General features: G+C 39.1%; 19 protein-coding genes and 1 other annotated feature. All 19 genes read left to right on the top strand.

Annotated features, from left to right (window positions below; all coding sequences use genetic code 11):
* Positions 1-1,371: 1,371 nt before the first annotated feature.
* The 19 genes from BW724_RS13890 to pyrE all read left to right on the top strand — a co-directional run bounded on the left by BW724_RS13890 (position 1,372) and on the right by pyrE (position 21,679).
* Entirely contained in the window at positions 1,372-1,635 is a 264-nt protein-coding gene (locus BW724_RS13890; protein WP_088075787.1) for a YlmC/YmxH family sporulation protein, read from the top strand.
* A 291-nt stretch (positions 1,636-1,926) separates the two neighbouring features.
* Positions 1,927-2,607 (top strand): YggS family pyridoxal phosphate-dependent enzyme, encoded by a 681-nt coding sequence (locus tag BW724_RS13885; RefSeq protein WP_268876152.1) that lies wholly within the window; start codon positions 1,927-1,929, stop codon positions 2,605-2,607.
* A gap of 34 nt (positions 2,608-2,641) precedes the next feature.
* Positions 2,642-3,052 (top strand): cell division protein SepF, encoded by a 411-nt coding sequence (locus BW724_RS13880; protein WP_088075786.1) that lies wholly within the window; start codon positions 2,642-2,644, stop codon positions 3,050-3,052.
* 27 nt (positions 3,053-3,079) lie between these two features.
* A complete protein-coding gene (locus BW724_RS13875) occupies positions 3,080-3,346 on the top strand; it encodes a YggT family protein (protein WP_088075785.1) in 267 nt (88 codons plus the stop codon).
* Between the two features lie 17 nt (positions 3,347-3,363).
* Complete coding sequence (locus BW724_RS13870) at positions 3,364-4,137, top strand: YlmH family RNA-binding protein (protein WP_088075784.1); 774 nt, start codon at positions 3,364-3,366, stop codon at positions 4,135-4,137.
* A gap of 88 nt (positions 4,138-4,225) precedes the next feature.
* A complete protein-coding gene (locus BW724_RS13865) occupies positions 4,226-4,738 on the top strand; it encodes a DivIVA domain-containing protein (RefSeq protein ID WP_088075783.1) in 513 nt (170 codons plus the stop codon).
* Positions 4,739-4,842: 104 nt separating this feature from the next.
* Positions 4,843-5,071, top strand: a binding site (T-box leader).
* Between the two features lie 221 nt (positions 5,072-5,292).
* Positions 5,293-8,055 (top strand): isoleucine--tRNA ligase, encoded by a 2,763-nt coding sequence (gene ileS / locus BW724_RS13860; protein ID WP_088075782.1) that lies wholly within the window; start codon positions 5,293-5,295, stop codon positions 8,053-8,055.
* A gap of 217 nt (positions 8,056-8,272) precedes the next feature.
* Positions 8,273-8,734 (top strand): signal peptidase II, encoded by a 462-nt coding sequence (lspA, locus tag BW724_RS13855; protein ID WP_088075781.1) that lies wholly within the window; start codon positions 8,273-8,275, stop codon positions 8,732-8,734.
* Between the two features lie 2 nt (positions 8,735-8,736).
* Positions 8,737-9,657, top strand: a complete 921-nt coding sequence (locus BW724_RS13850) for an RluA family pseudouridine synthase (protein WP_088075780.1) — start codon at positions 8,737-8,739, stop codon at positions 9,655-9,657.
* Positions 9,658-9,917: 260 nt separating this feature from the next.
* Complete coding sequence (gene pyrR, locus BW724_RS13845) at positions 9,918-10,463, top strand: bifunctional pyr operon transcriptional regulator/uracil phosphoribosyltransferase PyrR (RefSeq protein ID WP_088075779.1); 546 nt, start codon at positions 9,918-9,920, stop codon at positions 10,461-10,463.
* Between the two features lie 173 nt (positions 10,464-10,636).
* Positions 10,637-11,962 (top strand): solute carrier family 23 protein, encoded by a 1,326-nt coding sequence (locus tag BW724_RS13840; RefSeq protein ID WP_088075778.1) that lies wholly within the window; start codon positions 10,637-10,639, stop codon positions 11,960-11,962.
* 208 nt (positions 11,963-12,170) lie between these two features.
* Positions 12,171-13,082, top strand: a complete 912-nt coding sequence (locus BW724_RS13835) for an aspartate carbamoyltransferase catalytic subunit (RefSeq protein ID WP_088075777.1) — start codon at positions 12,171-12,173, stop codon at positions 13,080-13,082.
* On the top strand, positions 13,066-14,364 hold the full coding sequence (locus BW724_RS13830; protein ID WP_088075776.1) for a dihydroorotase: 1,299 nt from the start codon (positions 13,066-13,068) through the stop codon (positions 14,362-14,364). Before BW724_RS13835 ends, BW724_RS13830 begins: the two co-directional genes overlap by 17 nt.
* On the top strand, positions 14,361-15,455 hold the full coding sequence (gene carA, locus BW724_RS13825) for a glutamine-hydrolyzing carbamoyl-phosphate synthase small subunit (protein WP_088075775.1): 1,095 nt from the start codon (positions 14,361-14,363) through the stop codon (positions 15,453-15,455). The genes BW724_RS13830 and carA overlap by 4 nt, the downstream gene beginning before the upstream one ends.
* The gene (gene carB, locus BW724_RS13820; protein WP_088075774.1) at positions 15,448-18,657 is read left to right on the top strand and encodes a carbamoyl-phosphate synthase large subunit; all 3,210 of its coding nucleotides are present in this window, start codon (positions 15,448-15,450) and stop codon (positions 18,655-18,657) included. The genes carA and carB overlap by 8 nt, the downstream gene beginning before the upstream one ends.
* A gap of 2 nt (positions 18,658-18,659) precedes the next feature.
* Positions 18,660-19,433, top strand: coding sequence for a dihydroorotate dehydrogenase electron transfer subunit (locus BW724_RS13815; protein WP_088077929.1), 774 nt, complete (start codon positions 18,660-18,662; stop codon positions 19,431-19,433).
* Complete coding sequence (locus tag BW724_RS13810; protein ID WP_088075773.1) at positions 19,430-20,359, top strand: dihydroorotate dehydrogenase; 930 nt, start codon at positions 19,430-19,432, stop codon at positions 20,357-20,359. Before BW724_RS13815 ends, BW724_RS13810 begins: the two co-directional genes overlap by 4 nt.
* Positions 20,341-21,051 carry an orotidine-5'-phosphate decarboxylase gene (pyrF, locus tag BW724_RS13805; RefSeq protein ID WP_088075772.1) on the top strand — a complete coding sequence of 237 codons (711 nt, stop codon included), beginning with the start codon at positions 20,341-20,343 and terminating at the stop codon, positions 21,049-21,051. The genes BW724_RS13810 and pyrF overlap by 19 nt, the downstream gene beginning before the upstream one ends.
* A 1-nt stretch (position 21,052) precedes the next feature.
* Positions 21,053-21,679, top strand: coding sequence for an orotate phosphoribosyltransferase (gene pyrE, locus BW724_RS13800; protein ID WP_088075771.1), 627 nt, complete (start codon positions 21,053-21,055; stop codon positions 21,677-21,679).
* Positions 21,680-21,689 lie beyond the last annotated feature (10 nt).

The raw sequence follows: 21,689 nt of genomic DNA, 5'->3' as shown, positions 1-21,689 counted from the left end.
CGTTCGATGAGCAGTTAATCTCACGCGAGATTCATGATTTTGTTCAATTTCGCGTTCGATAAGCAGTTAATCTCACGCGAGATTCTTACTTTTGCTCAATTTCGCGTTCGATGAGCAGTTAATCTCACGCGAGATTCATGATTTTGTTCAATTTCGCGTTCGATAAGCAGTTAATCTCACGCGAGATTCTTACTTTTGCTCAATTTCGCGTTCGATGAGCAGTTAATCTCACGCGAGATTCATGATTTTGTTCAATTTCGCGTTCGATAAGCAGTTAATCTCACGCGAGATTCTTACTTTTGCTCAATTTCGCGTTCGATGAGCAGTTAATCTCACGCGAGATTCATGATTTTGTTCAATTTCGCGTTCGATAAGCAGTTAATCTCACGCGAGATTCTTACTTTTGCTCAATTTCGCGTTCGATGAGCAGTTAATCTCACGCGAGATTCATGATTTTGTTCAATTTCGCGTTCGATAAGCAGTTAATCTCACGCGAGATTCTTACTTTTGCTCAATTTCGCGTTCGATGAGCAGTTAATCTCACGCGAGATTCATGATTTTGTTCAATTTCGCGTTCGATAAGCAGTTAATCTCACGCGAGATTCTTACTTTTGCTCAATTTCGCGTTCGATGAGCAGTTAATCTCACGCGAGATTCATGATTTTGTTCAATTTCGCGTTCGATAAGCAGTTAATCTCACGCGAGATTCTTACTTTTGCTCAATTTCGCGTTCGATGAGCAGTTAATCTCACGCGAGATTCATGATTTTGTTCAATTTCGCGTTCGATAAGCAGTTAATCTCACGCGAGATTCTTACTTTTGCTCAATTTCGCGTTCGATGAGCAGTTAATCTCACGCGAGATTCATGATTTTGTTCAATTTCGCGTTCGATAAGCAGTTAATCTCACGCGAGATTCTTACTTTTGCTCAATTTCGCGTTCGATGAGCAGTTAATCTCACGCGAGATTCATGATTTTGTTCAATTTCGCGTTCGATAAGCAGTTAATCTCACGCGAGATTCTTACTTTTGCTCAATTTCGCGTTCGATAAGCAGTCGATCTCACGCGAGTTTCATGATTTTGTTCAATTTCGCGTTCGATTAACGGTCAATCTCACGCGAGATTCATGATTTTGTTCAATTTCGCGTTCGATCGAGCTCCTATCTCACGCGAGTTTCTTACTCTTGTTCTTTAGCATATGCTTCGGAATATATAGCGTCGAGGAAATTTGGAGGAGGCACCCTGTCCGTGGATAGTGAGAAGACAAGATTTCAAGCCAACAACCCTACTTATAGGAAGATTTCGAAAATAGAAGGAAATAAGAGAAACAAGTTGTGCATAGACTGTATTGAATGGGAAGGGGGAAATGGGAATGCTAAAAATATCGGATATCCAATCAAAGGATATTGTAAGCTTGTCAGACGGTAGGCTACTAGGTCATATATCAGATTTAGATATTAATTTAGAGACGGGAAAAGTTGAGGCAATCGTTCTAGGTGGCGGCAGGATGAAAAGCTTATTCAATCGGACAGAGGAAGAAGTGATCATTCCTTGGAAAAATATTGTAAAAATAGGGTCAGATGTAGTACTCGTAAGATATCAAGGACCAGGACAACCGAGTGACGATGATGATTAATAGTTAAACAACCTCACCCATGGCGGCTGAGGTTTGTTTATTACCTCAACCAGCCCCCCACGGCAAAGAAGACACTGCGAAGAATGAGCAGATGTCGCACTTGTACCTTGCGTGAAAGGGAATGGACTGTAGCGAACACCAACATATGATAACTATATTCACGGTAGATCTAAAATAAAAAAATGTGTCGTATTATGGATAATCATTGATTGATGGTGAAAGATTCATTATGATAATGATATAGGTAAAAAGTTTGTTGAAATATCGTAAAGATTGGAAGGAGAACTTGCAGTGTCAATTATGCATCGAATGAATGATATTAGAGCAACTATTGTTGCTGCACAAAAACGTTGTGATGCAGCAGCAGAACACGTTCATGTAGTTGCCGTTACAAAATATGTAGACACTAGTACGACAGAACAAGTGTTGGATGCAGGAATAGAACATATTGGGGAAAATCGTGTAGAGGAAGGGGTAGATAAGTGGGAAGCCCTTGGTAGTCGAGGCACTTGGCACTTCATTGGTAATTTACAGTCCAAAAAAGTAAAACAAATGATTGATAAATTCCAGTACATACACTCCCTTGACCGATTATCTCTAGCAAAGGAAATAAATAAAAGGGCCCCTGAAGATAAGAGAATTAAGTGCTTTGTCCAGGTAAATGTTTCAGGGGAAGGAAGTAAATCTGGTTTGTCTCCTGAAGAAACGATTGAATTTATAGAGAAACTAGGTAGTTATCCGTCTATTGAAGTAGTAGGGCTTATGACGATGGCACCATTTGTAGAGGACCCTGAAACAGTTCGTCCATACTTCAGGAGATTAAGAGAATTAAGAGATGATATTGTTAGTAAAGAGTGGACACATGCTCCATGCCATGAATTATCCATGGGAATGTCGAATGATTACGTGGTAGCTGTTGAAGAAGGAGCCACATACATTCGTGTTGGATCCGCTTTAGTGGGAAAAAACTAATTATATGTATGAATAACCTAGTGGGGTGATATTAATGGGACTAAAGGGCAAATTCAAACGTTTTTTTGAATTAGAAGATGAATATACAGAAGTTGAAATGGAAGATCACCGAGGAGTTGATCAATCCCACGATTATAAAGGTGAGCGGGATAAAAATAATGTTGTAAGTCTTACAAGCATTCAAACACAAGCTAAGGTGATGTTGATTGAACCTCACAGTTATGATGAAGTGCAGGAAATAGCCGATCACCTAAAGAATCGTAAATCTGTCGTTATTAATTTACAGCGCCTCCCCCACGATCAAGCCAAGAGGATTGTTGATTTTATAAGTGGTACAGTGTATGCTGTCGGGGGTAACATACAAAAGCTAGGTAGCAATATCTTTTTATGTACCCCTGATAACGTGGATGTGACTGGTTCCATTTCAGAAATGCTTCATGACTAGACGAAAAAATGGAAGGAATGAAATGTAATGCTTAGCACTTTAAATTATGCTATCAATCAAATCATTATTTTATATTCACTACTTTGCCTCGTTTACATATTTATGTCCTGGTTCCCCAATGCAAGGGAATCCTCTTTTGGACAGATTGTTGCGAAGTTAGTTGAACCGTATTTAGCGCCATTTAGGCAGATAATACCTCCCATTGGGATGTTAGATATTTCGCCTATTGTAGCTATTTTAGTATTAAGATTCTCAACAAATGGGGTAAACTTCATTTTCAGTTTACTACAATAAAATCGGAGTGTACTTGAATGAGTTTATATATGCACTTTAGAAAGGAAGAGCATCCCTTCGTTGATCAAGTGCTAGAGTGGAAAACGATAGTCCTTGATCAATATCGTCCAAAGCTTACGGATTTTTTAGATCCTAGACAGCAGGAAATCGTCCGATCCATTATTGGACAACATGATGAAATGAAAGTTTCCTTTTGGGGCGGGCATGACCTCTCGGAACGAAAGCGATGTTTATTATATCCTTCCTATTATGAACCAGAAAATTCTGATTTTGAGATCGTACCTTTTGAGCTCAACTATCCAACTAAATTTGTCACTATTGAACATAGACATATATTAGGTGCACTCATGAATATCGGGCTAAAGCGTGAAAAGTTCGGTGATATTATAACCGATGGTGAACGTTTTCAAATTATAGTTGCAAATGAGATAGCCGATTTTACAGAATGGAATTTAACTTCTGTTGGTAAAGCTAAAATATCTCTTGAACCAATAAAAATAGAAGAAATCATACGTCCAAGTGACGAATATACTTATCAAGATGTCACTGTTTCTTCACTTCGACTAGACACAATTATATCTGAGGTATACAAGCTATCCAGATCTAAGGTAAAGCCTTTCATTGAATCAAACTTGGTAAAAGTGAACTGGAAGGTTGTGGTTGATCCCAGTTTTTCACTACAGGAAAAGGATGTTGTATCTGTACGTGGAAAAGGAAGATGTGAAATCGATGCTATTGAAGGTAAGACTCGAAAAGATAAATGGCGGATTCAAATACGCGCTCCAAAATAAAATGTCACATAAGAAGGTATATACCAATCTTATGTCGAAAATATACTTACCTAATTAATGAATTTACAATAATGTGGAGGTGGTTCTAATGCCGTTAACGCCGTTAGATATTCATAATAAAGAATTTACAAGAGGCTTCCGTGGATATGATGAAGATGAAGTAAACGAGTTTTTAGATCAAGTAATTAAAGATTATGAAATGGTAATTCGAGAGAAAAAAGAACTATTTGATCGAGTAAATGAATTAGAAGAAAAACTTGGTCATTTCTCAAACATTGAAACTACTTTAAATAAATCCATTTTAATCGCACAGGAAACTGCTGAAGATGTGAAACGTAACGCAGAAAAAGAAGCAAAACTAATCATTAAAGAATCTGAGAAGAACGCAGACAGAATTATAAACGAAGCTTTGGCAAAATCAAGAAAAGTAGCCATGGAAGTAGAAGAACTGAAAAAACAGGCATCTGTTTACCGTACACGTTTTAAAATGTTGATAGAGGCTCAATTAGAACTTCTTAATACAGAGGAATGGGACGATATCAGTAAGCCAGAGGAAGACTCAGACAGACATTATTCTGATAATGAATACGAAAATGCATAAATTAGCTTGACGCTTTATTTGTAATTATCATATACTTTAATAAGATTTTCTGACATTATCTTGTCTAATCATATTTATTAATGGCTATAATGGTTTTAAATATTATAACAACAAGGATAGGGAAAGTACATTTGTATGGAAGCTAAAGCGAATCAGGGATGGTGAGAGCCTGATGCAGAGTACTCATGGAAAATCACCCTGGAGTTGCACACTGAACAATTATTACTAGGATGTGCCGTATTATTCCACGTTACGGAATACTTAAGTGAGTAAAGGTGAAGAATTCTTTTACTTATTAGGGTGGTACCGCGGGTAATCCTTCTCGTCCCTTTCGGATGAGAGGGTTTTTTTATTTTCTTTTGCTTCATAGCATTTGCTAGAAGAGGAAGAGACAGTTACCTAGTAGACCTCCGTTTGTTCTAACAAAATATAGAAATCAAACTTTCTCATCGTCCATGGTGCAATTGAATTGCAAGATGGTCTGACCAAAACATTGTAAGGTTACTGTTAACCAAAACAAATACCAAAATTAAATATTAAAGGAGGAGCGGTCGATGGATTATAAAGACACGCTACTAATGCCGAAAACGGAGTTTCCAATGAGAGGAAACTTACCAAATCGTGAACCAAAAATGCAGGAAGAATGGGAAAACAAGAAAATTTACGAAAAAGTGCAAGAAAGAACTGCTGGAAGACCAATGTTTGTTCTTCATGACGGGCCTCCATATGCTAATGGAGATATCCATATGGGGCATGCACTAAACAAGATATTAAAAGACTTTATCGTTCGCTATAAGTCAATGACAGGTTATAATGCTCCTTATGTGCCTGGTTGGGATACGCATGGTCTACCAATCGAAACTGCACTAACGAAAAAAGGGAAGGTAGACCGTAAGAAATTGACGGTAGCTGAATTCCGTAAAAAATGTGAGGAATATGCTCTTCAACAGATCGACAACCAAAGAGAGCAATTTAAGCGACTTGGTGTCCGTGGTGACTGGGACAATCCGTATGTTACTTTAACTCATGAGTACGAAGCGCAACAGATTAGAGTATTTGGTGACATGGCCAAGAAGGGCTATATTTATAAAGGGAAAAAGCCAGTGTACTGGTCTCCATCTTCTGAGTCTGCCCTTGCTGAAGCAGAAATTGAATATCATGACAAGCGATCACCATCTATATATGTTGCATTCGATGTTGTTGATGGTAAAGGAGTTCTCGATGGTGATGAAAAATATGTTATTTGGACGACAACACCATGGACAATTCCTGCTAACTTAGGGATTTCTGTTCACCCAGAATTAGACTACGCTGTGGTAAAAGTAAATGATGAAAAATATATTGTTGCCCAAGGTCTTATTGAGCAGCTTGAAAAAGAATTGGATTGGTCATCTTTTGAAGTTTTAAAAACTGTGAAAGGGTCTGAACTTGAATACACAGTTGCGAAACACCCATTATATGATCGTGAATCATTAGTAATGAATGGTGATCATGTAACTCTTGAAGCAGGAACTGGTTGTGTTCATACTGCACCAGGACACGGGGAAGATGACTATATTATCGGTCAAAAATATAACTTAGACGTATTATGTCCTGTTGATGACAAAGGTGTTATGACTGAGGAAGCCCCAATGTTTGAAGGATTATTTTACGATAATGCAAATAAGCCGATTACTGAAAAACTAAAGGAAGCTGGGGCACTGCTTCACTTAAACTTTATGACTCACTCTTATCCACATGACTGGAGAACAAAAAAACCGGTTATTTTCCGTGCAACAGCACAGTGGTTTGCTTCAATTAAAGATTTCAGAGATGATTTGTTACGTGAAATTAACGAAGTAAAGTGGGTTCCAAAATGGGGAGAAACTAGACTCTTCAACATGGTACGTGATCGTGGTGATTGGTGTATTTCTCGACAACGTGCATGGGGTGTTCCGATCCCTATTTTTTACGGGGAAGATGGGGAGCCAATCATTAATGATGAAACAATCGATCATGTGTCTGATTTATTCCGTCAACATGGTTCAAATATTTGGTTCGAGTGGGAAACGAAAGACCTCCTTCCGGAAGGATTTACTTCAGAACATAGTCCAAACGGAACTTTTACAAAAGAGATGGATATTATGGATGTTTGGTTTGATTCAGGTTCCTCCCATCAATCCGTATTGGAAGAACGAGATGACCTTCAACGTCCAGCTGACCTATATCTAGAAGGCTCTGACCAATATAGAGGGTGGTTTAACTCCTCACTGTCAACTGCAGTAGCAGTTACAGGAAAAGCGCCATATAAAGGTGTTTTAAGCCATGGTTTCACCCTCGATGGTGAAGGAAGAAAAATGAGTAAATCCATCGGGAATGTTGTAATTCCAGATAAAGTGATGAAGCAGTTAGGAGCTGACATCCTACGCCTGTGGGTAGCATCTGTAGATTATCAAGCAGATGTTCGTGTTTCTGACAATATCTTAAAGCAAGTGGCTGAAGTTTACCGTAAGATTAGAAACACATTCAGATTTATGCTTGGAAACTTAGCAGACTTTGATCCAGCAAAAAATGCAGTAGCATTTGAGGATATGTCGGAGTTAGACCAGTATATGTTAGTGAAATTGAACAACTTAGTGAAAGAAGCAAAAGCAGGCTATGAGGAATACCAATTTGCTTCTGTCTATAATAAAGTGCACAATTACTGTACTATTGAACTAAGCTCATTCTATATGGATATTGCAAAGGATACGCTTTATATTCAGCATGCTGATCATCCAGAACGTCGTGGCATTCAAACGGTCATGTATGAAACACTCGTCGCATTAACGAAGCTTATGTCGCCGATCCTATCTCATACTGCTGATGAGGTTTGGACATTTATTCCTGGTGTTACTGATGAGAGTGTTCAGTTAACAGATATGCCGGGTGTTAAGGATCTTAGGGAATCTGAAGCGTTACTTGAAAAATGGGATCGTTTTATGAAATTAAGAGATGATGTTTTAAAGGCACTAGAAGAAGCACGCAATGAAAAAGGAATAAAAAAATCATTAGAGGCAAATGTTACTATTTACGCTGATGGTGAGGATAAAAATATGTTAGAAGCTATTTCTAACCTTCATAAACTTTTCATTGCATCAAAAGCTTCTGTTGCCGGAGAAAGGTCACAGGCTCCTGACACAGCAAAAGCTTATGATTTCTTAACAGTAGAGATTGATTTTGCTGAAGGGGAAAAATGTGAGCGTTGTTGGGTTGTGGCACCTTCACTCGGAAAAAGTGAAGCACATCCTGGGTTATGTGATAGTTGTACTGACATTGTGGAAAACCATTATCAATAAAAATACTAATATGTAGATGGCCGTCTCGGAGCGGTGGGGTATTATGCCCTACCCCTGGCGGCCTTTTTTTCTCCATTGCCCTACGCTCGTAATCATAGGCGGTTACGCTTTTCTTATAACATGTCCTTTTTTTTATATATAGGCTATGCTAAAATGCATAAAGGAAATAAAAGTAACAAAAATTGATATTACATAGAGAATGAATGGGGGAGACGGTGTGTTTTATTACATTTTAGCCGTGATTGTTATTGCAATAGATCAACTAACAAAGTGGTTAGTTGTAGAAAATATGGAATTGAGGGAAAGTATTCCTATTATCGAAGGTGTTTTTCATTTAACATCACATAGGAATTCAGGAGCAGCCTTTGGGATTTTACAAGGACAGATGTGGTTATTTTTCATTGCAACATTTATTGTTACGGCTGTTATCATATACTATGTACAAACACAGGTAAAAGGGAACCGTTGGTTTGGTACGTCCCTCGGACTAGTCCTTGGTGGGGCAATTGGGAACTTTATTGATAGGTTATTTCATGGTGAAGTAGTAGACTTTTTAGATGTATATATTTTTACGTATAACTATCCTATTTTTAACGTAGCAGATATGGCCCTAGTCACTGGTGTCATCATGCTAATCATTTATGTAATCTTAGAAGAAAAACAACAAAGGAAGTCATAATAATGGAAACATACACATTGAAAACAGAAGAAAAAGGCATCAGGATTGATAAATACATTACAGACCAGTTCCCGCAATGGTCTCGCTCTTTGATTCAACAATGGATAAAGGACGGCAACGTAATGGTAAATGGAGAAAACGTTAGGAACAATTATAAAATCGCCATTGGAGACGAAATAGAAATCACAGAGCCCGAGTTAGAACCTTTAAATGTGGAACCAGAAGAATTAAACCTAGATATTGTCTTTGAAGATTCAGATGTGCTTGTTGTGAATAAGCCACGGGGAATGGTTGTTCATCCTGCTCCAGGACATTACAAAGGTACATTAGTTAATGGATTAATGGCCCATTGTAAAGATTTATCTGGAATAAATGGTGTATTACGCCCAGGTATTGTTCATAGAATTGATAAGGATACATCCGGTCTACTTATGGTTGCAAAAAATGACATGGCACATGAATCCTTAGTTGAACAATTGAAAAATAAGACTACTAAACGTAGGTACTATGCCATCGTTGCGGGAGTGATTCCTCATGATAAAGGCACAGTGGATGCCCCGATTGGTAGAAACCCTGAGGACCGTCAAAGCATGGCAGTAACAGATCAAAACAGTCGTGAAGCTGTTACACACTTTCAAGTAATTGAGCGATTTAACAATCATACATTTGTTTCTTGTGAACTAGAAACTGGTAGAACACATCAAATTCGTGTCCATATGAAGTACATTGGTTTCCCAATTGTTGGCGATCCAAAATATGGTCCAAAGAGAAAACACCATAAATTTCCGATTGAAGGTCAGGCCCTTCATGCTGAAACACTTGGTTTTATACACCCGCGGACTAATGAAGAGGTCATTTTCCATACGCCTATTCCTAATGATATGGAAGCGTGTATAGAAGAACTTAGAAAAATTGATCGTTGACAAACTACGACAAGAATGACATAATAACAAAAGAGTTTAATACGGATACCTTTAACATCAGTCCCGTGAGGCTGGGAAGGGCACAGACATATGATATGTCTACCTAGGATACAACTGTGTATTTATGCCCCCCTTGTCTTATTGGCAAGGGGGGATTTTTGTATGGAGGCATGGGTATAATACTTATCCGCCCTACAAATTACCCAAAATACCATTTGTACCATAAAGGGATCCTCCACAATGCAAAAGGAGGGGAAAAGATGACAAAAGCTATCTTAGATGAACAAGCCATTCGCCGAGCATTAACACGCATTGCCCATGAAATCATTGAGAGAAACAAAGGTGTAAGTGACTGCATCTTAGTTGGGATTAAAACAAGGGGAATTTACATCGCTCAACGTTTAGCGGAACGTATTGAACAGATTGAAGGACAGAGCATTGCTGTAGGAGAAGTGGATATCACTTTATACAGAGATGACTTATCAAAGAAAACAAAAGATAATGAACCTGAACTAAAAGGAACTGATATCCATGTGAATATTACGGACAGGAAAGTAATTCTTGTAGATGATGTATTATTCACAGGAAGGACAGTCAGGGCTGCTCTAGATGCACTTATTGACCTAGGACGCCCATCACAAATTCAATTGGCCGTTTTGATTGACAGAGGCCATCGGGAACTTCCAATTCGACCAGACTTCGTAGGGAAGAATGTACCAACGTCAAAATCAGAAGTAGTAGTAGCAAAGCTTGTAGAAGTTGATGGAAATGATGAAGTAATTATTAAACAAAAAACCTCCCTTTAAATCAGTACTGTGAGACTGACAAGGGGTATACTCCTAACCTAACTATGGAAAAATAGTGTAGGTTAACGAAGATACCTCTTTGAACAGCAAAGAGGTTTTTTGTATGAGGCGGTAAGCGCAAAAAGAAAGAGATAAGCGAATACAATTACCCCTCAATACAAGGAGGAGAAAAAATGAGTAAAGAACAAACAACAGTAGGAATAAACGAAGTCCCAAAATTGCATAAATGGTTAGTACTTAGCTTACAACATTTGTTTGCCATGTTTGGTGCAACAATCCTTGTACCGATGATCGTTGAATTAAGTCCAGCAGTAGCATTAGTTTCAAGTGGTCTTGGAACATTAGCTTACTTGATTATTACAAGAGGACAAATCCCAGCATATTTAGGATCTTCCTTTGCATTTATAACACCGATTATTGCAGGAATAAGTATCGGTGGCCCTGAGGGTGTAATGGTAGGAAGCTTTTTTGCCGGAGTTGTATACGGAATAGTAGCATTGTTTATCAAAGCAACAGGAGTACGTTGGCTACTTAATTTATTACCACCAATAGTCGTTGGGCCAATCATCATGGTAATTGGTCTCGGATTAGCGCCAGTCGCTATCGATATGGCCATGATCGATCCAGTAACAGAAAGTTACAGTGGTGCACACTTTTCAGTAGCAATTATAACTTTATTAATAACTGTAGTAGGTGCTGTATTCTTCCGAGGATTCTTCGGTCTCATTCCAATATTGATTGGGATTGTGGGAGGATATATCGTAGCCAGTATTCAAGGTTTAGTTAATTTTCAACCAGTGCTAGATGCAAAATGGTTCCAAGTTCCAGATTTTATCGTACCTTTTGTGACTTATTCACCATCTATCTCGTGGGAAATCTTGTTCATCATGGTTCCTATCGCTGTCGTAACATTGTCAGAACATATTGGTGATCAGATGGTATTAAGTAAAATCGTGTCAAAGAACTTTGTGGAAAAACCAGGTCTGCACCGTTCTATCTTTGGTGATGGTGTTGCAACAATGATTAGCTCCTTCTTAGGAGGGCCACCTAATACGACTTACGGAGAAAACATCGGTGTTGTAGCTTTAACAAGAGTTTTCAGCGTCTTTGTTATCGGTGGTGCAGCAGTTATCGCAATCGTATTCGGTTTTATTGGGAAGATACCAGCATTAATTTCCACCGTTCCAGATGCAGTTATGGGTGGGGTGTCCATCTTACTTTTCGGGATCATCGCTTCAAATGGTCTTCGCATGTTAATTGATAACAAAGTGGATATTGGTGAAAAGCGTAATCTTATCATCTCCTCTGTTATTTTAGTAATCGGTATTGGAGGAGCATTTATCCAAATTACTGATACCGTTCAAATACCAGGAATGGCCTTAGCGTCCATCGTCGGGATTATCTTAAATCTTGTTTTACCTGGCAGACCTTACATCAAAAATGCAGAAGAAATGTTCCAAAGCTTAGATAGCGTTGAATTAAAGGACAATGATAAATAGAAACATCCTTTAACTAAGTCCCGTGAGACTTGAAAGGGTGGCACAAGGGTATGTGTAAGTAGGTAGGCTGATCGGTTGGTTTGCCTACATTACGAATACCCACCATTACCAATATAAATGGCTAATGGACGTGAGCACCCTATCTGAATATATAGGGTGCTGTTTTTTTGCCCTATATTCCATCATTTTATAAAAGGAGAGGGTAGTAGTGAGACACTTACGAACATTAGATGATTTAACAGTTGATCAGATTGAAAGATTGCTGGTAAGAGCAGATAGCCAGGGCTCATATATTACAAGGGAAACACCACCTCAAACCGTTGCAAATTTATTTTTTGAACCAAGTACGAGAACGAAATGCAGTTTTGAGATGGCCCAGAAGGAGCTTGGCCTCCACTCCTTACATTTTGATGTGGAACATTCAAGTGTGCAAAAAGGGGAAACTCTTTATGACACAGTTAAAACATTAGAATCAATCGGTTGTAAAGCAGTTGTCATTCGACATCCAATGGATGCTTACTATAAACAATTAGAAGGAATTAATATTCCAATTATTAATGCAGGAGATGGTTCAGGAAATCACCCAACCCAGTCTCTTTTAGACTTATTAACCATTCAACAAGAGTTTCTCATTTTTCAAGGTGTTAACGTAGTGATTTGTGGAGACATACGGCATAGTAGGGTAGCTCGAACAAACGCAAATATCCTTCGTAAGCTTGGGGCAAAGGTTTCTTTCTCGGGACCAAAGGCTTGGATGGACGACAAAATCACGCGAGGAAAAGTCCTTTCGATGGATGAAGCTGTTGAACTGGCTGATGTCATGATGATGCTTAGGATCCAAACTGAACGACATAACGAAGAAGATATATGGACGAAGGAAGCTTATCATCAGGAATTCGGATTAACTTTGGAAAGAGAAAAGAAAATGAAGGAAAATGCGATCATTCTTCACCCAGCACCAGTAAACAGAGATGTGGAACTAGCAAGTGACCTAGTAGAATGTGAACGTTCTAGAATTTTTAAACAGATGGAAAATGGTGTGAAAGTTAGAAAAGAAGTTCTGGCATATGCACTAAACATAGACGTTGAGGAGGAGAAATCATATGAACGTATTGTATAAGAACGGATACACACTAAAGGAGTCTGGGGAAAAACAAGAAATTCACATCCAAGTTAATTCTCATACAGGAAGAATTGAAGAAATACATCATTCGCCTGTTATAGAAGATAGCTTTGATGAAATCATTGACTTAAACAATCAGCTTGTTTCACCAGGATTTGTTGATTTACACGTTCATCTTCGTGAACCAGGTGGAGAAAAAAAGGAAACAATTGAGACAGGGACATTAGCTGCGGCAAGAGGGGGATTCACTACCATTGCAGCAATGCCTAACACACGCCCAGTTCCAGATACACCTGAGCATTTTTCTCAAATCAATGAAGCTATGAGAGCGAAAGGTCATGTCCGAGTCTTACCATATGCATCTATCACAGAAAGGCAATTAGGCAAAACAATAACAGATATGGAGCAGTTAGTTGAATTGGGAGCATTTGCTTTCACTGATGACGGGGTTGGTGTGCAAGAAGCAGGAAAAATGTACGAAGCAATGGTAAAGGCTTCAAAGTTAGGTAGAGCCATCGTTGCTCATTGTGAAGATAACTCCTTATTATATGGGGGTGCGGTTCATAAAGGAAGTTTTTCAGAAAAGAGTGGTGTACCAGGAATTCTATCTGCCTCCGAGTCCGTACACATTGCTCGAGATGTTCTATTAGCAGAAGCAGCTGGTGCCCATTACCACGTCTGTCATGTGAGTACAAAGGAATCAGTGAGGGTAATAAGAGATGCGAAGCGAGCAGGGATTAACGTAACAGCGGAAGTCACTCCGCACCATTTGATCCTTTGTGATGAAGACATTCCAGGAAGAGATACAAATTATAAGATGAACCCGCCTCTTAGGGCGGCCGATGATCGTCAGGCATTGATTGATGGCTTGAGGGACGGAACAATAGATTTTATAGCAACAGATCATGCACCTCATACTGCAGAGGATAAGGCACTTTCAATGGAGGAAGCCCCTTTTGGTATCGTAGGCCTAGAAATTGCATTTCCACTTTTATATACGAAACTTGTGAAAACTGGAATTATAGAATTGTATGAATTGATTCAGTGGATAACGAAGAAGCCAGCAGATGCATTTAAGCTGCCATATGGAGTTTTAGAAAAAGGGAGCTTTGCAGATTTTACAGTGATAGATATAGAGAAAAAAGATACAGTAGACCCAACAAACTTTTTATCAAAGGGTAAAAATACCCCATTTGCAGGCCTTGCTTTAACAGGTTGGCCAACGATGACAATAGCATCAGGAGAAATTGCTTGGAAAATGGAGGGAGCTAAAGCATGAAACGTCAATTAGTACTGGAAAACGGAGAAATCTTTATAGGAAAAGCTATCGGAAGTGAACAAGAGAAAACGGGTGAGGTAGTTTTTAATACAGGTATGACAGGTTATCAAGAAATTATGTCAGACCCTTCATATTGCGGACAAATAATAACAATGACTTATCCTTTAATTGGTAACTATGGGGTAAATCGTGATGACTTTGAGAGCATTACCCCTAGTATTCATGGGTTAATCGTCAAGGAAGCAGCAGCTTACCCGAGTCATTTTCGTGCAAATCTTTCTATCCATGAATGGTTAAAGCTTCATGATATACCAGGAATTGAAGGAATTGATACTCGAAAACTCACAAGAATGATCCGTGATAACGGTACGTTAAAAGGGCGTATATGCTCCATGGACATAGATGTTTCAAGTGTAGTAGAAGAGCTTCAAGGAATGGATTTAATGAAAGATCAAGTATCACGTGTCTCTATTAAAAATCGTTTTATTAACCCTGGACATAAGGAAAGGGTTGTACTTATGGATTTCGGTGTGAAGAAGGGAATCTTAAAGGATCTTGTTTCTGAAGGATACGAAGTGATCGTTGTACCATATAACACATCAGCAACTGACATTCTATCTATGCAGCCAGACGGAGTTGTATTAAGTAATGGTCCTGGGGATCCAACTGATGTACCGGAAGCAATTGAAACGGTAAAGGATCTTATCGGGGAGGTACCACTGTTTGGTATTTGCCTCGGCCACCAGCTTCTAGCACTAGCTAATGGGGGGAAAACGGTAAAAATGAAATTTGGACACCGAGGTAGTAATCACCCTGTAAAGGATTTACGTACGGGACAGATAACAATGACGTCACAAAATCACGGCTATACCGTTGATGCAGATAGTTTAATCGAAACGGAATTGGAAATTACACATATCAATGTTAACGATGGCTCCGTTGAAGGTTTCCGTCATAGTGAAGAACTCATTTTTAGTGTGCAGTACCACCCAGAGGCATCTCCTGGACCAGAAGATGCGAAGGGTCTTTTTAAAGAGTTTAAGTCAATGCTACAAGCTCACGCAGCTAGAAAGGAGATCACACATGCCTAAACGACAAGATGTTAAGAAAATACTAGTAATTGGTTCAGGTCCGATTATTATCGGTCAAGCAGCGGAATTTGATTATGCAGGAACTCAAGCATGTCAAGCATTAATGGAGGAAGGATTCGAAGTTGTTCTAGTAAACTCTAACCCTGCTACAATCATGACAGATGAAACAGTGGCAGACCGTGTCTATATTGAACCATTAACATTAGAGTTTGTTAGTAGAATCATACGCCAGGAGCAGCCTGATGGGCTATTGGCAACTTTAGGTGGCCAGACTGGTTTAAACTTAGCTGTTGAATTATCTGAATCAGGTATATTAGATGAGTATGGTGTGCAGTTTCTTGGAACGAATCTTGATGCGATTCAAAAAGCGGAGGATCGTGAACAATTTAGAACGCTTATGAATGATTTGAATGAGCCAGTGCCACCTAGTGATATTATCCATACATTAGGAGAAGCACAAAAATTTGTTGAAGAAATCGGTTACCCTGTCATTGTAAGACCAGCTTATACTTTAGGGGGAACTGGTGGCGGACTTGTATATAATGAAGAACAATTGAAGGAAATTGTTACAGGGGGACTTCATCAAAGCCCTGTAAATCAATGCTTAATAGAAAAGAGTATTGCAGGTTTTAAGGAAATAGAATACGAAGTTATGCGTGATGGAAATGACCAAGCTATCGTAGTATGTAACATGGAAAACATTGATCCAGTAGGCATTCATACGGGGGATTCGATCGTAGTTGCTCCAAGTCAAACCATGACAGATCGTGAATATCAAATATTAAGAAATTCGTCCTTAAAAATCATTCGTGCTCTAGGAATTGAAGGGGGATGTAACGTTCAGTTTGCCCTGGACCCACACAGTGAAAATTACTATATTATCGAAGTTAACCCAAGGGTAAGTCGTTCGTCGGCCCTTGCATCGAAAGCAACAGGCTATCCAATTGCTAAACTATCTGCAAAAATTGCCGTTGGATACCATTTAGATGAATGTAAAAACCCAATTACTTTAACAACATATGCAAGCTTTGAGCCAGCTTTAGACTATGTGGTTACAAAGATTCCACGCTGGCCTTTTGATAAGTTTGACGCAGCTAACCGGAAGCTTGGTACACAAATGAAGGCAACTGGAGAGGTAATGGCAATTGGTAGGAACCTTCCAGAGTCATTATTAAAAGCAATTAGGTCTACAGAGGTTGATCTTAACCACTTACGTTTTACAACTAATAAAGTAGTTTCCCACGAAGAGCTGAGAAAACTTCTTGTTGATGCTGATGATGAGAGAATTATCTATGTAGCCGAAGCATTCCGACTTGGTTATGATATTGAAGAACTACATTCAATGACAAAAATTGATCGATTTTTCCTTTATGAAATTCAACGGATTATTGAACTTGAAAAGGAAATTATCAATCAACCTTGGAATGTTGAAATCATAGAAACAGCAAAGAAATACGGTTTTTCAGATACGGAACTTGCTCATCTCCTTCAAGCATCAGTAGAAGAACTGGAAGCATTTAGACGAGAGCATAACATAAAACCTGTCTATAAAATGGTGGACACTTGTGCTGCAGAATTTGCATCTGAAACGCCATATTATTACGGAACTTATGAGGAAGAAAATGAATCAGTACTAACTGCTAAGCCTTCCGTATTAGTACTTGGATCTGGCCCAATCCGAATTGGTCAGGGAATTGAGTTTGACTATGCAACAGTGCATACCGTAAAAGCGATTCAGGAAGCAGGCTATGAAGCGATTATCATTAATAACAATCCAGAGACAGTATCAACTGATTTCCAGATTTCAGATAAGCTATACTTTGAACCTTTAACAGTTGAAGATGTTATGCATGTTATTGAACATGAAAAACCTGAAGGCGTAATCGTCCAATTTGGCGGACAAACAGCCCTTAACCTTGCAGCAGACTTAGAAGTAAGGGGAGTAAAGCTTCTTGGTACGTCACTGGAGAACATGGACCGTGCTGAAGACCGTGATAAGTTCGAGCAAACATTAATGCAACTTGAAATCCCTCAACCAAAGGGGAAAACAGCAACATCAGTAGCTGAAGCTATCGATATTGCCAACGGTATAGGATACCCTGTTTTAGTTCGACCATCGTATGTCCTCGGGGGACGTGCTATGGAAATTGTTTATAACGAGACAGATCTCTTAAAGTATATGGAACGGGCAGTAAAAGTTAATGAAAAGCACCCAGTATTAATTGACCGTTACTTGATTGGGAAAGAAATTGAAGTAGATGCAATCTCTGATGGCGAAACAGTGGTAATACCTGGAATCATGGAGCATATTGAGAGAGCTGGTGTTCACTCTGGAGACTCCATCGCCGTTTATCCGCCACAAAATATCAGTAAAAAGTTAAAAAAGCAGTTAATAGATTACACGATTCGAATGGCAAGAGGCTTTCAAATTATAGGATTACTAAACATTCAATTTGTTATCCACCGAGATGAGCTCTACGTACTCGAGGTAAATCCTCGCTCAAGTAGAACAGTACCATTTTTGAGTAAAATAACGGGTCTAAATATGGCTAATTTGGCTACAAGAGCCATTCTTGGTCAAAGCTTAAAGGATCAAGGCTATAAGACAGGGTGTCTCCCTGAACCAGATATTGTTTCAGTGAAAGTGCCTGTATTCTCTTTTGCAAAGTTAAGAAGTGTTGATATAACACTAGGACCAGAAATGAAATCTACAGGTGAAGTAATGGGACGTGATTACACCCTTGAAAAAGCATTATTTAAGGGACTCATCGCTTCAGGTATGAAAATACCTACTCACGGATCTGTCTTATTTACATTAGCGGACAAAGATAAAGAGGAAGCAATGGCCCTTGCTAGGAGATTCCACCGTATCGGCTATAAACTACTTGCTACAGAAGGAACGGCGAGAAGAATACAAGAAGAAAATATTCCAGTAACAGTTGTTTCAAAAATTGGTGGAGAAACACCAGATATGCTCGATGTTATAGAAGGTGGCCATGTACAATTTATCATTAATACCCTCACTAAAGGGAAGCAGCCGGCAAGGGATGGATTCAGAATTCGTCGGGAGGCAGTAGAACGAGGGATTGTATGTTTGACGTCCATGGATACAGCTGAAGCACTACTTAGAGTCATTGAAACAATCACATTTTCAGCAGAGGCGATTGGTCAGCCTGCGAAAAAGGAGTTGGCCAAAGTATGACGATGAGAACGGAAGATATGAAAATTACTGAACAGAAAGAAGTGGCACCAAAAATATTTAAAGTGACACTTTCCGGAGAGTTAGCAATAGCATTAAAATCCCCTGGACAATTTATTCATGTCCAGGTGGATAAGGGAATTGATCCTATGCTACGAAGGCCATTAAGTATTTGTGATGTGAATCTTGAGAAAGAAGAATTAACTTTGATTTATCGTGTTGAAGGGAAAGGCACAAAGCTACTTAGTGAAAAAAATATTGGCGATTCGGTCAACGTACTAGGACCACTTGGTGAAGGATTTCCCATTGAGAATGTAAAAGAAAATGATACTTGTTTATTAGTAGGTGGAGGGGTAGGGATTCCTCCCCTCTATTACCTTGCGAAAAAACTTACTAATAAAGGTGCAAAGGTAATCACGATACTTGGCTTTAGGAATGCAGGCGATATTTTCCTAGAGGAAGAGTTTGCGCAGTTAGGCGAAGTAATTATCACAACAGAGGACGGATCAAAAGGGATAAAGGGATTCGTTACAAATGCATTTAAAGGTCTATCCTATGATGTGTTTTACACATGTGGCCCTAAAGGAATGCTCCGTGCAGTTGAATCAGAAGCAGTAACTGCTGGATTTATCTCCTTAGAAGAAAGAATGGGCTGCGGTGTTGGTGCATGTTTAGCATGTGTATGTGATTACACAGAACCAAATACTGAAACTGGGAAAACATATGCGAAAATCTGTAGTGATGGTCCTGTTTTCAAGGCTGGAGAGGTGAGAATATGAGTCGTTTAGAAGTAAAACTACCAGGTTTATTAATGAAAAATCCAGTGATGCCAGCTTCAGGGTGTTTTGGCTTTGGACAAGAATATGCGAAGTTCTACGACTTAAATCGTTTAGGTGCAATTTGCGTAAAAGCTGTTACAGTAGAACAGCGCGCAGGTAATCCTACACCAAGAGTAGCAGAAACTCCAGGTGGAATGCTTAACGCCATTGGTTTGCAAAACCCTGGTTTGGAGCACGTCCTAGAGCATGAACTACCGTGGCTTGAGAAATTTGATACTCCAATTGTAGTTAATATAGCTGGTAATGTACCAGAAGATTATAAAGAAGTAGCAAGGCAAATCTCGAAAGTGAAAAATGTAAATGCTATCGAATTAAATATATCTTGCCCTAATGTGAAAGAGGGGGGAATTGCATTTGGTACTAGTGCTTCCACTGCAGCGAATTTAACAGAGCAAGTGAAAGCAGTGTCAAATGTACCAGTATACGTAAAGCTTTCTCCCAATGTAACAGATATTGTTGAGATTGCGAAAGCAGTTGAAGGTGCTGGGGCAGATGGTCTTAGTATGATTAACACGTTGCTCGGAATGCGAATCGATCTTAAAACGGGTCAACCTATACTAGCTAATCGAACTGGTGGACTTTCAGGGGCCGGAATAAAGCCTGTGGCAATTCGAATGATCCACGATGTTAGTCAAGTTGTTAATATTCCTATCATTGGTATGGGCGGTATTTTTGAAGTAGATGATATTTTAGAATTTATGATGGCAGGTGCCAGTGCTGTTGCAGTAGGAACAGCAAACTTCGTTGATCCATTTGCATGTCCGAATCTGATAGATGGATTAGAAACACGTATGGATGAACTAGGTATTGATACCCTCAGTTCGATTGTTGGAAGGAGCAGTGCATTATGCAACAGCAACCGTTAATTATTGCTTTGGACTTTCCTACGAAGGAGGAGGCTCTTCATTTTTTAGAGCAATTTAAAGGGGAATCACTCTTTGTAAAGGTAGGTATGGAGCTGTTTTACCGAGAAGGAGCTCCACTTATTAAAACATTGAAAGAAATGGGACATGAAATTTTTCTAGATTTGAAACTCCACGATATCCCAACTACAGTAAAGCGAGCTATGAAACAGTTAGCAGCATTAGAGGTTGATTTAGTTAATGTACACGCTATGGGTGGTATTGAAATGATGAAAGCTGCAATAGAGGGATTGAAGGAAGGTGCGAAATCACCTGAAAAAGTACCTATGTGTATTGCTGTAACTCAGTTAACTAGTATGTCTGAGGAAGAAATGAAGAAAGAGCTTAATATTCAGTCCACACTAAAGGATTCCGTATTACATCTTTGTCATAGTGTTCGAGAGGCGGGGCTAGATGGTGTTGTTTGTTCTGCACAGGAAGTACCTGCTATTCGTGAGAACATTGGTGATGATTTTTACACAGTTACACCTGGAATTCGTAGGGAAACAGATGCAGTGAACGACCAACATCGGGTAGTAACTCCTGGAATGGCTGCTGAGATGGGTTCAAGTGCCATCGTCGTAGGAAGGGGAATCACCCGGGCTAACGATCCAATAGAAGCATATTTACAATATAAAAGGGAATGGAGTGTATAATATGAGTTCAGCAAAGATTGCATCAGCACTACTATCAATAGGAGCAGTATCATTAAGACCACAGGACCCGTTTAGATGGAGCTCAGGTTTAAAATCACCAATATATTGCGATAATCGATTAACTATGTCCTATCCTGAAATTAGAAACGAAATTATTGACCAATTTGTTGAACTCATTAAGAGGGAATACCCTGAAGTAGAAATAATTGCAGGAACTGCTACTGCCGGGATCCCACATGCAGCGTGGGTGGCAGACCGATTAGACTTACCAATGATTTACGTGCGTTCTAAAGCAAAAGGTCACGGAAAAGGAAATATGATTGAAGGATTACTAGAAGAAGGAAAGAAAGTTGTAGTTATTGAGGACTTAATCTCAACAGGTGGCTCTTCCATTCAAGCAGCAAATGCTGTTACAGAATCTGGTGGAAATGTTTTAGGTATAAGCGCCATCTTCACATATGAATTAAATAAAGGGAAGCAAGCATTTGAAGCGGAAAAATTAACATACCATTCTTTAACAACCTTCTCCGTTCTATTAGAAGAAGCATTAAAAAATGGTGGTATAGATCACAGTGGACTAAAGCTGCTTGAAAGATGGCGAGAAGACCCACAAAACTGGTCCATTTAATAATGAGGAG

Origin of the sequence: Litchfieldia alkalitelluris (assembly GCF_002153425.1) — a bacterium.
GTDB classification, from domain to species: domain Bacteria; phylum Bacillota; class Bacilli; order Bacillales; family Salisediminibacteriaceae; genus Evansella; species Evansella alkalicola.
This window is presented reverse-complemented; position numbering and strand designations above follow the sequence as displayed.

Coding starts and splice junctions, on each gene's coding strand:
- BW724_RS13890 (WP_088075787.1), top strand. CDS start 1,372: ATGCTAAAAATATCGGATATCCAATCAAAGGATATTGTAAGCTTGTCA.
- BW724_RS13880 (WP_088075786.1), top strand. CDS start 2,642: ATGGGACTAAAGGGCAAATTCAAACGTTTTTTTGAATTAGAAGATGAA.
- BW724_RS13875 (WP_088075785.1), top strand. CDS start 3,080: ATGCTTAGCACTTTAAATTATGCTATCAATCAAATCATTATTTTATAT.
- BW724_RS13870 (WP_088075784.1), top strand. CDS start 3,364: ATGAGTTTATATATGCACTTTAGAAAGGAAGAGCATCCCTTCGTTGAT.
- BW724_RS13865 (WP_088075783.1), top strand. CDS start 4,226: ATGCCGTTAACGCCGTTAGATATTCATAATAAAGAATTTACAAGAGGC.
- ileS (WP_088075782.1), top strand. CDS start 5,293: ATGGATTATAAAGACACGCTACTAATGCCGAAAACGGAGTTTCCAATG.
- BW724_RS13850 (WP_088075780.1), top strand. CDS start 8,737: ATGGAAACATACACATTGAAAACAGAAGAAAAAGGCATCAGGATTGAT.
- pyrR (WP_088075779.1), top strand. CDS start 9,918: ATGACAAAAGCTATCTTAGATGAACAAGCCATTCGCCGAGCATTAACA.
- BW724_RS13840 (WP_088075778.1), top strand. CDS start 10,637: ATGAGTAAAGAACAAACAACAGTAGGAATAAACGAAGTCCCAAAATTG.
- BW724_RS13830 (WP_088075776.1), top strand. CDS start 13,066: ATGAACGTATTGTATAAGAACGGATACACACTAAAGGAGTCTGGGGAA.
- carA (WP_088075775.1), top strand. CDS start 14,361: ATGAAACGTCAATTAGTACTGGAAAACGGAGAAATCTTTATAGGAAAA.
- carB (WP_088075774.1), top strand. CDS start 15,448: ATGCCTAAACGACAAGATGTTAAGAAAATACTAGTAATTGGTTCAGGT.
- BW724_RS13815 (WP_088077929.1), top strand. CDS start 18,660: ATGAGAACGGAAGATATGAAAATTACTGAACAGAAAGAAGTGGCACCA.
- BW724_RS13810 (WP_088075773.1), top strand. CDS start 19,430: ATGAGTCGTTTAGAAGTAAAACTACCAGGTTTATTAATGAAAAATCCA.
- pyrF (WP_088075772.1), top strand. CDS start 20,341: ATGCAACAGCAACCGTTAATTATTGCTTTGGACTTTCCTACGAAGGAG.
- pyrE (WP_088075771.1), top strand. CDS start 21,053: ATGAGTTCAGCAAAGATTGCATCAGCACTACTATCAATAGGAGCAGTA.